General features: G+C 38.7%; 12 protein-coding genes. 4 read left to right on the forward strand and 8 right to left on the reverse strand.

The annotated features are described in order from the left end of the window. Positions 1-246: 246 nt before the first annotated feature. From AC1DCY_RS25705 to pdhA, 5 genes are all read right to left on the reverse strand, one after another. Positions 247-1,029, reverse strand: coding sequence for an SDR family NAD(P)-dependent oxidoreductase (locus AC1DCY_RS25705; protein ID WP_477355104.1), 783 nt, complete (start codon positions 1,027-1,029; stop codon positions 247-249). A 267-nt stretch (positions 1,030-1,296) separates the two neighbouring features. Then, a complete protein-coding gene (gene lpdA, locus AC1DCY_RS25710) occupies positions 1,297-2,712 on the reverse strand; it encodes a dihydrolipoyl dehydrogenase (protein WP_477355107.1) in 1,416 nt (471 codons plus the stop codon). Positions 2,713-2,717: 5 nt separating this feature from the next. After that, entirely contained in the window at positions 2,718-4,055 is a 1,338-nt protein-coding gene (locus tag AC1DCY_RS25715; protein ID WP_477355110.1) for a dihydrolipoamide acetyltransferase family protein, read from the reverse strand. A 45-nt stretch (positions 4,056-4,100) separates the two neighbouring features. Continuing rightward, on the reverse strand, positions 4,101-5,078 hold the full coding sequence (locus tag AC1DCY_RS25720) for an alpha-ketoacid dehydrogenase subunit beta (protein WP_079559704.1): 978 nt from the start codon (positions 5,076-5,078) through the stop codon (positions 4,101-4,103). A gap of 3 nt (positions 5,079-5,081) precedes the next feature. Continuing rightward, positions 5,082-6,197, reverse strand: a complete 1,116-nt coding sequence (gene pdhA / locus AC1DCY_RS25725; RefSeq protein ID WP_477355114.1) for a pyruvate dehydrogenase (acetyl-transferring) E1 component subunit alpha — start codon at positions 6,195-6,197, stop codon at positions 5,082-5,084. 394 nt (positions 6,198-6,591) lie between these two features. On the opposite strand from pdhA, the gene def reads away from it, so the two are divergent. Beyond that, positions 6,592-7,149 (forward strand): peptide deformylase, encoded by a 558-nt coding sequence (def, locus tag AC1DCY_RS25730; protein ID WP_477355117.1) that lies wholly within the window; start codon positions 6,592-6,594, stop codon positions 7,147-7,149. 112 nt (positions 7,150-7,261) lie between these two features. Here def and AC1DCY_RS25735 read toward each other — a convergent pair whose 3' ends face one another. Beyond that, entirely contained in the window at positions 7,262-7,627 is a 366-nt protein-coding gene (locus AC1DCY_RS25735) for an HAD hydrolase-like protein (protein WP_477355120.1), read from the reverse strand. 3 nt (positions 7,628-7,630) lie between these two features. Between AC1DCY_RS25735 and AC1DCY_RS25740 the strand changes: the two genes are divergently transcribed. After that, entirely contained in the window at positions 7,631-8,278 is a 648-nt protein-coding gene (locus tag AC1DCY_RS25740) for a DeoR/GlpR family DNA-binding transcription regulator (protein WP_477355123.1), read from the forward strand. A gap of 63 nt (positions 8,279-8,341) precedes the next feature. Here the strand turns inward: AC1DCY_RS25740 and AC1DCY_RS25745 are convergent, their stop codons facing one another. Next, positions 8,342-9,112: a Cof-type HAD-IIB family hydrolase gene (locus AC1DCY_RS25745; protein WP_477355126.1), complete on the reverse strand. Its 771-nt coding sequence runs from the start codon at positions 9,110-9,112 to the stop codon at positions 8,342-8,344. Between the two features lie 447 nt (positions 9,113-9,559). On the opposite strand from AC1DCY_RS25745, the gene AC1DCY_RS25750 reads away from it, so the two are divergent. Both AC1DCY_RS25750 and rnjA read left to right on the forward strand, forming a co-directional pair. Continuing rightward, positions 9,560-9,769: a DNA-dependent RNA polymerase subunit epsilon gene (locus AC1DCY_RS25750; protein WP_477355129.1), complete on the forward strand. Its 210-nt coding sequence runs from the start codon at positions 9,560-9,562 to the stop codon at positions 9,767-9,769. Positions 9,770-9,774: 5 nt separating this feature from the next. Continuing rightward, entirely contained in the window at positions 9,775-11,442 is a 1,668-nt protein-coding gene (gene rnjA / locus AC1DCY_RS25755) for a ribonuclease J1 (RefSeq protein WP_477355132.1), read from the forward strand. Positions 11,443-11,737: 295 nt separating this feature from the next. Here the strand turns inward: rnjA and AC1DCY_RS25760 are convergent. Continuing rightward, on the reverse strand, positions 11,738-12,231 hold a 494-nt coding region (locus AC1DCY_RS25760), incomplete at its 5' end, for a hypothetical protein (protein ID WP_477355134.1).

The following is a 12,231-nucleotide window of genomic DNA, read 5'->3' on the forward strand; positions in this document are numbered from 1 at the left end:
ATTTAATTTTAATTGTGCCTGTTGTTGTTTCGAAAATAAATTCTTAGTCATACTATTTACCACCGCTCGTTTTTTTCTTCATTATAAACAAAAATACCCTATAAGATGACCTTTTTGAAAGTGTCTATCTTATAGGGTACATTTTAAACACTTTGAGCCATCCTTTTTCTATACATAAGATAAAGAGGTTGTCTAAAAACTGTTCTACATTCGCTTTTAAGAAACCGCTAAATAGTCTTTTTTTAACTATAATGCATGTCCTGAACCGCCATCAATGTTTACCGAAGTTCCTGTCACATAACTAGCTGCATCTGATACTAAAAAAGTAATGACATTTGCTGCTTCTTGAGTATCCCCTACACGACCAAGTGGAATCGCTTGACCTACTTTGCGGGAATAATTTTCCCACGTAAGCTCTGGCTCTTCTTCTTTCCACTTTTTCTCTATTTGATCACTACGAATAAGCCCAATACAAACAGAATTCACACGAATATTATCTTTACCTAAGTCTTTGCTCATCGCTTTCGTTAATGCAAGCCCGGCGGCACGACTTACAGTAGTAGGGAGTGAGTTTGCTGGTGGCGTTTTAGCCATTACCGCAGTCACATTAACTATTGCACCGCCACCTACCTTACGCAAATGAGGTGTAGCATATTTTGAACAATTGACAGCACCAAACACTTTTAAATCTAAATCAGCTTGCCATAGCTCACTACTAACCGATTCAAATGGATTAGCTGAAGCTGTACCTGCATTATTTATAAGAATATCAAGGCGACCAAAATGCTCGACTGCTCGTTCAATTAAGTACTTACAATCCTTTTCCTTTGTAATATCAGTCGGTACAATTAAAACGTCCTCGCCTGTTTCGTTTTTAATACAGCCGGCAGCCACTTGAAGCTGTTTTTCACCACGAGCACAAAGTACAACCTTTGCCCCCTCTTTAACAAGCTGCATCGCTGTATAATAACCAATTCCCTTACTTGAACCTGTAATAACTGCTACTTTCCCCTTTAAGCCTAGTTCCATTGTTATCACCTCAGTTTTTTTGTTCAACTTCTCTTTTTCATAAATATCATTATTATTTTCGGACATCTAGCAGTCAATTCACAGACTATCTGGCACTTCGCTAGATTTATTTGACACCTTCACTTAGTCTATCCAGTGTTTAATAGATTCCCTATCGAGTATATTTTTCGAATATTCATTCGATATAATTACTTTATCAAAATTACAAGTAATATACAAAAAAACGGCTACAAAGCAAATGCTTTATAGCCGTTTTCATAAACTTTATTATTTTTTAGCTACAATATGGATTGGGTTGCCAAGTAATACTTCAGCAGCTTCCATTGTAATTTCACCTAATGTTGGGTGAGCATGGATTGTTAATGCGATATCTTCAGCAGTCATACCGCCTTCAATTGCTAAGCCCATTTCAGCGATCATATCTGATGCACCAGCACCTACGATTTGAGCACCGATTAATAAGCCATCTTCTTTACGCGCAACAAGCTTCACGAAACCTTCTGTTTGGTTTAATGCAAGTGCACGACCATTTGCTGCGAATGGGAATTTCGCTGCAGTGTATTCAATGCCTTCAGCTTTCGCTTCATCTTCGTTATAACCAACTGTTGCCATTTCTGGATCTGTGAAGCATACAGCAGGAATAGCTAAATAATCAACGATTGATTTTTCACCAGCGATTGCTTCAGCAGCAACTTTACCTTCGTAAGATGCTTTATGAGCAAGTTGAGGACCAGCTACAATATCACCAATTGCATAGATGTTTGGAATATTTGTACGACATTGTTTGTCAACATTGATAAGACCACGTTCACCGAATTCAATACCGATTTCAGCAAGGCCCATTTCATCTGTATTTGGACGACGACCTACAGTTACTAATACGTAGTCAGCTTCAACTTTTTTCTCTTCTCCGCCAACTTCATATGTTACTACTACGCCGTTTTCTGTTTCTTCAACGCCTTTTGCAGATGCGTTTACTTCCATTTCAACGCCTTTCTTTTTAAGGCCTTTTTTCACGATTTGTGTCATTTGTTTTTCGAAGCCAGCTAAGATATCTTTTCCACCTTCGATAATTGTTACTTGTGAGCCAAGATTAGCATAAGCTGAGCCTAACTCTGTACCAATATAACCTCCACCGATAACGACTAATTTACCTGGTACTTCTTGTAAAGAAAGTGCGCCAGTAGAATTTAGTACGCGATTAGAGAATTTAAATGTTGGAATTTCAACTGGGCGAGAACCTGTTGCGATAATTACATTGTTAAATGTGTAAGTTTGAGCAGATTCACCATTGATGATACGCACTGAATGAGCGTCAACGAAATAAGCTTCACCTTGTACAATTTCAACTTTATTACCTTTAAGTAAGCCTTCAACACCGCCAGTTAATTTTTTAACAACGCTGTCTTTAAATGCTTGTGCTTTTGAGAAGTCTAATTTCACGTCAGAAGCGATGATACCCATGTCATCTGAATGTTTAGCATGCTCAAAACGGTGACCTACTGAAATTAATGCTTTTGATGGGATACAACCTACGTTTAAGCACACACCACCAAGTACATTTTTTTCAACGATTGTTACTTTTTGGCCAGTTTGAGCTGCACGAATTGCTGCTACATATCCTCCAGGACCTGAACCAATGACAAGAGTATCTGTTTCGATTGGAAAATCTCCTACTACCATTTTTGTTACGCCTCCATTAATAATAATTCTGGTTCACTTAACAAACGCTTTAAGTGATTTAAAGCATTTTGCGCAGTGGCTCCATCAATCATACGATGATCAAAGCTCAATGATAATGCTAACACAGGTGCGGCTACAATTTCACCATTTTTTATTACAGGTTTTTCTGAAATTCGACCAATACCTAGAATTGCTACTTCAGGATGATTAATTACCGGAGTAAACCATTGTCCTCCTGCAGAGCCGATATTCGTAATCGACATCGAAGCGCCCTTCATTTCATGTGGTGCAAGCTTGCCTTCACGTGCTTTAGTCGCTAATTCATTAATTTCATTTGATACTGCAAAAACAGATTTACGATCTGCGTGCTTAATAACTGGTACTAATAAGCCTTTTTCTGTATCTGCTGCAATACCAATATTATAATAATGCTTCTGAATAATTTCTTGTGTTGCATCATCTAATGAGCGGTTAAATTCTGGGAATTCGCGTAAAGTTGAAATAAGCGCTTTAACTACGTATGGTAAGTACGTTAATTTGACACCTTTTTCAGCAGCGATATCTTTGAATTTTTTGCGATGTGCTACTAGAGCTGTTACATCGACTTCATCCATTAGTGTAACATGTGGAGCCGTTTGTTTCGAGTGAACCATCGCTTTAGCAATCGCTTTTCGAATGCCCGACATTTTCTCACGTGTTTCAGGGAATTCACCTTCAAGAACTACTGGTGCTGCTGCTTGTGAAGTTGTTTCTTGCTGAACAGTTTCTTCATTTGCCACTGGTGCTACTTCAGCTTCTACAGCGCCTCCACCTTTTAGGAAATTCTCAATATCTTGTTTTAAAATACGACCATTTTTGCCTGTACCTTTAACTTCACGAATATTAACATCATGCTCTCGAGCAAATTTACGTACTGAAGGCATTGCGATGACACGCTTATTATCATCAGCTACAGTTTCAGTCTTTTCAGTAGCTTTCTCTGGAGCCTGTTCATCTTTAACAGGAGCCTTTTCTACTTTCTGACCATCCTCAGCTGTTGCTTGAACTTGAGACTCTGTTTTCGCCTCAGCATGGTCATCACCTTTTAGCTTTAAGTCTTCATAGCCAGGTGCATCAAAGCGGATTAAGACATCACCAACAACCGCTACTGTGCCTTCTCCTACTAAGACTTCCTCTACTGTTCCCTCAACCGGAGAAGGGATTTCTACCACTGCTTTGTCATTTTGTACTTCACAAAGAATATCATCTTCTTTTACTGCATCTCCAGCTTTAACGAACCATTTCACGATTTCGCCTTCGTGAATACCCTCGCCTATGTCTGGTAATCTAAATTCAAATGCCATGTGTACCCATCCTTTCTATTTACAGTTCCTTTTTTAGAAGCTACATTAGAATGTTAAAACTTTTTTTGCTGTTTCCATTACATCTTTATAGTTTGGTAACCAAACACCTTCAGCTTGTGGGAATGGGTACACAGTATCTGGTGCAGCCACACGAAGTACAGGTGCTTCTAAACTTAAAATCGCGCGTTCTGTAATTTCAGCCACAACATTTGCAGCGATACCTGCTTGTTTTTGAGCTTCTTGTACAACGATTGCACGACCTGTTTTTTCAACTGACGCAATAATTGTTTCAATATCAATTGGTTGAATTGTACGTAAATCAATAACTTCTACAGAGTGACCTTCTTTTTCTAGCTCTTCTGCAGCCTTTAAGCTTTCGTGAACCATTAAACCATAGGCAATGATTGTTAGATCTTTACCTTCACGTTTTACATCTGCTTTACCTAGTGGAATTTCGTATGCTTCCTCTGGTACCTCTTCACGGAATGAACGATATAATTTTAAATGCTCTAAGAAAATTACTGGGTTATCATTTCGAATAGATGAAATCAGTAAGCCTTTAGCATCGTATGGTGTAGATGGTACAACAACCGTTAACCCTGGTTGTGCTGTCATTAAACTCTCTAAGCTATCTGAGTGCATTTCCGGTGTATGTACACCACCACCAAATGGAGAACGGATTGTTACTGGTGCATTATAGACACCGCCGCTACGATAGCTCATACGTGCTAATTGACCACTAATTGAATCCATTACTTCATAAACAAAGCCGAAGAACTGAATTTCAGGAACTGGACGGAAACCTTGAAGAGAAAGTCCGACTGCTAAGCCACCAATACCTGACTCTGCTAATGGCGTATCGAATACGCGGTCAACACCGAATTCTTTTTGTAGGCCTTCAGTTGCGCGGAATACCCCACCATTGACACCTACATCTTCCCCGAATACAAGAACGTTTTCATCGTTCTTTAATTCTGTGCGAAGTGCATCTGTAATTGCTTGAATCATTGTCATTTGTGCCATAGGTTATTTCGACTCCTTCTCTTTATAGATTTCATATTGTTCTTTTAAATTTGATGGCATTTCGCCTTTATACATGTTTTCCATTAACTGAGTTACTTTTTGTTTTGGAGCAGCATCGGCTTTCTTGATTGCCTCTTTAATTTCTTCTTTTGCACGCTCAATAACAGCCTCTTCTTTTTGCTCATCCCATAAACCTTTCGCTTCTAGATATTTACGGAAGCGTACAAGAGGGTCTTTTTGTGCCCATTCAGTATCTGTATCTGATGTACGGTAACGCGTTGGGTCATCCCCTGCCATTGTATGAGGACCATAGCGATAGCACAGTGTTTCAATTAAAGTTGGACCTTCGCCATTAACTGCGCGCTCACGTGCATCACGTGTTGCTACGTAAACTGCTAGCGCATCCATTCCATCTACCAAAATACTTGGTAAGCCTGCTGCTACACCTTTTTGAGCAATTGTTTTCGCAGCTGTTTGTAATTCACGAGGTGTTGAAATTGCATATTGGTTATTTTGCACAATGAAGATTGCTGGTGATTTAAACGCACCTGCAAAGTTAATGCCTTCATAGAAATCCCCTTGCGATGAACCACCATCACCTGTATAAGTTACAGCCACAGCTTTTTTACCACGTTTTTGAATACCAAGCGCTACACCTGCAGCTTGAATATATTGTGCACCGATAATGATTTGAGGTGCTAATACGTTTACCCCTTCAGGAACTTGATTCCCCATAAAATGACCACGTGAGAATAAAAACGCTTTATCTAAAGGTAAACCATGCCATACGATTTGTGGTACATCACGGTAACCTGGTAAAATCCAGTCTTCTTTTTCTAATGCAAAGTGTGAAGCAAGTTGTGAAGCTTCTTGCCCAGCCGTTGGTGCATAGAAGCCTAATCGACCTTGACGGTTAAGAGAAATGGAACGTTGGTCTAAAATACGTGTATATACCATACGCGTCATTAACTCAACTAGCTCCTCATCAGATAACTTTGGGTCTGCCTCGTCATTTATAATTTCGCCTTCTTCATTCAAAATTTGAAACATTTCAAATTTTTCTTCTATTTCAGTTAGCGTTTGTTTAGCGTCAAAAATATTATTGTTTTTCTTGCCCATTTGTCACATCTCCCTTTCAGCTGTATTAAAATAAATCACCATTTCAACTAGTACAACTTATTCTTTGCACTCAGTATACTGAATAAAATACTGTCGGTCAATCATATAATACGCGTATAAACAAAGATTTTTTCTAACATAACGATTAAACAACCCTGTTCCATACTGTACCATCATTCAAGAAGAACTGTATTATAACAACATGTTAAAAGTACATAATCATTTAGTTCCCTTACACGATTAACAATAGTAGAATGCCCCAGTTCTAGACAATCTAATAGCTTTAGAAAAATTTTTTAAGTATATTCAAATAAGGTCTTTTTTCATGTGATTGTTTTAAGACGTGATGTATACTTATAAGTAAGCACTACAATGTTGAAAGGAAGATTCATATATGATTTTAATGGATGATATTATTCGCGAAGGTCATCCGACTTTACGCACAAAAGCTGAGGAGGTCAAATTCCCTTTAACTGACGAAGTAAGACAGCTAGCAGAAGACATGCTTCAATATTTAATAAACAGCCAAGATCCTGAAATTGCTGATAAATATAATTTACGCGGCGGCATTGGATTAGCTGCCAATCAAGTAAATAGTCTACATCGGATGTTTGCCCTTCATTTAACAGATGACAATGGCGAACAATTAAGTTTTGTAGCTATCAACCCAAAAATCGTTAGCCACTCTGTAGAAAACACATACCTTGCAGCGGGTGAGGGCTGCCTTTCTGTAGATCGCAATGTTCCCGGCTATGTACCACGTCACGCTCGTGTTACAGTTAAATTTAAAACAATTGACGGTGAAGAGAAAAAAATGCGACTAAAAGGCATGCCTGCTATAGCCTTCCAACACGAATTAGATCATCTTAACGGCATTATGTTTTACGATCGCATCAATGAAAAAAATCCATTTGCGGAAGTTCCAGATTCTACACCCTACGATCGCGATTAGGATCACAGAAAGAAAGCAAACCCCTGCAGTTATCATAAACTGCGGGGGTCTACTTTCTCGTCAGCTTCGTTGTGATCTTCTCCCCATCACTTTCAACTTTCAATCGATATTTTTATGCTATTTCTATTCCTTGTTCTAAACGTTCATTAATTTTTTCCAGCAGTGCAGGCAGCTCTTCCATCGTTCGAATTGTATAATGCGCACCTGTTTCATTAAATATTCGTGCTGTTTTTTCAATAGCTAGTTGCTGCTCTTCTTCTGATAAAGCTATAAACTCTTCTTCAGACAACCCCATCTCAGAACTTCCAACAATAACACCAACAGCCCATACACCTGCATTTAAAGCCTCTTTAATATCTGAAGTTGTATCACCAATTTTCACAACTTGTTTCGTTGCCTCCATACCTAATGCCTCCATATTTTTAAAAATCATATATGGATATGGACGTCCTTTACAATCCGTCGTGATATTCAACAACTTGTGCTAGATAAGAAAATAGAGAAGTTTTATGGTGGTGTTAAATATATTGAACCTGTTGAGGGGTTGATGGATAACCGACTTCATGAACAGCTACCAGAAAAAATCGCGATCGCAAAAGCTTGCGCTTCTTTAGTAGAAGATGGGGAATGTATTTTTTTAGATAGTGGAACGACCACATATCAAATGACACCATTTTTATTAGAGAAAGAAAAATTAACCGTTATTACAAACTCACTTCCCGTAGCCTTTGAGTTAATTGGCTCCAATATCGAAGTGATTATTATCGGTGGTAAAGTTCGTCATTCCGAAAAGTCCGTAACGTCTAATGATTTCCTCTTCCGCTTCGATTACCTTAATATTAATAAAGCTATTATTTGTGCAAGTGGGGTGTCGATTAAAAAAGGAATTTCAGATTTCAATTTAGAAGAGGCGATCACCCGAAAGCAAATTATAAACATTTCCCAAACTGTATATGTAGCAGCAGACTCTTCAAAATTTGACAAAGATGTCGCCATTCAAGTTTGTCCAGTAGATGAGGTAGATATGATTATTACAGATAATGGACTCTCTAAAGACACTATCAATCATTTCGCGGATAAAGGGGTACAACTGAAAATAGTAAAAACAAACATCGAAGACACTGAATAATTTACTAAATACAAAAGCAACTAGCTGTAATCAATTCTTACAACCAGTTGCTTTTTAGTTTCTTTAGATAAGCTTTAATTTGCGCATGATTTTAGCGAGACCGTCCTCATCTACATGCTCTGCAATATGGGTAGCAACAGCCTTTACGCTCTCATGTCCATTCCCCATCGCCACGCCTGTCCCAACAGCCTGAAGCATTTCAATATCATTGATACCATCTCCAAAAGCAATGGCATCATTTAATGTCAGCCCCATTTTCTCAAGGACCTTTTCAATACCCGCAGCCTTCGAGCCTCCCTTTGGTAAAATATCACAAGAATAGCGATGCCAACGTACAAACTGCACGTTCGGGAATGCTTCACGATATAAATCCTCATCTTTTTCTTCCATAAAAATAAGTGTTTGATATACTTCGTTCTGCATATAATAAGTTGAATCTAAATTTGGATACGGGTATTTTAATGTATTTAAGCTTTCGGCTATCATATCGTTATTTCCAACAGATGCAATCATTTGTTGGTCGTCTAAAAATACTACAGGTTCATTTCGCGCTTCACCAAAGGCAATGATTTTGGCTAGCTCGTCTTTCTCAACACCATTTGTATAGACAACCTCACCACGATAAACTACATATTGCCCATTAAATGTCACATACGTATTAATATCTAACTCTTCTAGTAATGATTGAATCATGAAAGGTGCACGTCCAGTAGCAATCGCTATCTCATAACCATTACGACGAGCTTCAAAAAGCGCTTCTTTCGCAGAAGCAGGTAATATTTTCTCACTATTATAAAGTGTACCATCTACATCAAAAAATAATATTTTCTTCATCTTATAGTCTCCTTCATTATGTATTATTCCGCAAGGTTTATGACTTTACAGAGGCAATATTTTTTTTATAATGATCCTAAGGAGTGATGTGCCATGCTGAAGAAACTCAAACGTAAATTGTTGAAGCAACTTCGCGGCATACTCGGAAAAAAATCAATTGCCTAACATTTGCCCTTCATTATTTGAAGGGCTTTTCTTTATTTTAGAGTAACTGCGTGATAATATAAAGGAAATGCATTTATTTGGTTATGTGCAACCACTGTCTCATCGCTTGATTCAATTACACCTTGTTGTAATTACGTCTGGATTGTAGCACTGAGATACAAGAAATTCAAACGCTTAATTTCTTCCTTTGTTCACTAGAAATTCGCTGTTTTTTCTTGTAGTACGTGTGTGGTATTAGTCAAAGGTGCAAGAAAATTGTACGCAATAAAAGGAGAGCAAACTATGATTTACAAAGTTTATTATCAAGAAAAAGCAAATGAAATTCCAGTTCGCGAAAACACTAATAGTCTATACCTTGAAGCTGCTTCAGAACGCGAAGTACGTGAAAAGCTAAAAGACCGAAACTACAACATCGAGTTCGTTCAACTGCTTGAAGGTAACTATTTAGCCTACGAACAAGCAAGCCCGAACTTCATCTTGGAGGAAATTTAACAAACATGAAGTTTGTTAAAAATGACCAAGCAGCTGTTTTCGCGCTCGGCGGACTGGGCGAAATCGGCAAAAACACTTACGGCGTTCAATTTCAAGATGAAATCATTTTAATTGATGCCGGTATTAAATTCCCGGAAGACGACTTACTCGGCATTGACTACGTTATTCCGGATTATACGTATTTAGTACGCAATGTCGACAAAATTAAAGGATTATTTGTTACACATGGACATGAAGACCATATTGGTGGTATTCCCTACTTATTACGTCAAGTAAATGTCCCTGTCTACGGCGGTAAGCTTGCACTTGGCTTATTACGCAATAAGTTAGACGAGCATGGCTTGTTACGTACAACAAAGCTTATCGAAATTAAAGAAGAAGATGTTATTAAGTTCAGAAAAACATCTGTTAGCTTCTTTAGAACAACACATAGTATTCCTGATGCTTACGGAATCGTTGTAAAAACACCACCTGGTAACATCGTGCATACAGGTGACTTTAAATTTGACTTTACACCTGTTGGCGAGCCAGCCAACTTAACAAAAATGGCTGAAATCGGCCGTGATGGAGTACTGTGCTTACTTTCAGATAGTACGAATGCAGAAAAGCCGAACTTCACAATGTCAGAGCGTACAGTTGGAAAAAGCATCGATGAAATTTTCCGTAAGGTGGATAGTCGTATTATTTTCGCAACTTTCGCATCTAACATTCACCGTTTACAACAAGCAACAGATGCTGCAATAAAATACGGAAGAAAAATTGCTGTCTTCGGACGTTCAATGGATAATGCCATTACAATTGGTCGTGAACTAGGCTATATTAACGCACCAAAGGATACATTTATTGATGCCCAAAGCATTAATCGTCTTCCTGCCAATGAAGTAATGATATTATGCACAGGCTCTCAAGGTGAACCGATGGCGGCCCTATCTCGTATTGCCAATGGTACACATCGTCAAATCCAAATCCAGCCTGGTGACACAGTTATCTTCTCTTCTTCACCAGTACCAGGAAATACAGTAAGTGTAAACAAGATCATCAACTTACTTTTCCGTGCAGGGGCAGAAGTTATACATGGTGCACTAAATAATATCCATACTTCTGGTCATGGTTCTCAGGAAGAACAAAAATTGATGCTACGCTTAATGAAGCCTAAATTCTTCATGCCGATTCACGGTGAATTCCGTATGTTGAAAATGCATACGCATCTAGCAGAAGATTGTGATGTTCCGCTTGAAAATACATTCGTTATGGAGAATGGTGACGTGCTAGCATTAAGTGCCAACGAAGCACATGTAGCAGGTCGTATTCCTTCAGGAGACGTTTATATTGATGGCAATGGTATTGGAGATATCGGCAATATCGTATTACGCGATCGCCGCATTCTTTCTGAAGAAGGTTTAGTAATCGTTGTTGTAAGTGTGGATATGGAAAACCAAAAAATCGTTTCCGGTCCAGACATTATTTCACGAGGCTTTGTTTACATGCGTGAGTCAGGTACGATGATTAATGAAGCACAAAAAATGCTAAACCGTCACCTGAACGAGACAATTCAAAGCAAAACTCCTCAATGGACTGAGCTGAAAAATGACATTACTGACGTATTAGGGCCATATTTATTTGAAAAAACAAAACGTCGCCCTATGATTTTACCGATCATTATGGAGGTTTAACCTCATTACAAAAAACTACGCAAAATTGCGTAGTTTTTTTCATTTTTTTGGAACCTTTTGCTCTTTTTTTCGTATATAGTATGACGACTCTAAAATCATTTCAACGACAATAAGATTCAAAATGAAATAGAGTAACAAAAGAAATGGCCACTTGTGTGGAAATATATTCCTTCGTAGCACTATCAGAAACTCTGCAATCACTTCTAGTCACCGAGACTAATACATAATTACCGCTAACACTTCAATTTTTCGTACAACATTCTTTAATCTTAACCAATTTCGCAGTGTCATAGTTTTAACTTTCGCACAGAAAAACACCTTGTTGCTGTCGCTTCGCTTTCGCACAGAAAAACACCTTGTTGCTGTCGCTTCGCTTTCGCACAGATAAACACCTTGTTGCTGTCGCTTCGCTTTCGCACAGATAAACACCTTGTTGCTGCCGCTTCGCTTTCGCACAGAAAAACACTTTGTTGCTGCCGCTTCGCTTTCGCACAGAAAAACACCTTGTTGCTGTCGCTTCGCTTTCGCACAGATAAACACCTTGTTGCTGTCGCTTCGCTTTCGCACAGAAAAACACCTTGTTGCTGTCGCTTCGCTTTCGCACAGATAAACACCTTGTTGCTGCCGCTTCGCTTTCGCACAGATAAACACCTTGTTGCTGCCGCTTCGCTTTCGCACAGATAAACACCTTGTTGCTGCCGCTTCGCTTTCGCACAGAAAAACACTTTGTTGCTGCCGCTTCGCTTTCGCACAGAAAAACACCTTGTTGCTGTCGCTTCGCTTTCGCAC

The organism is Lysinibacillus sp. 10T31, from assembly GCF_056394365.1.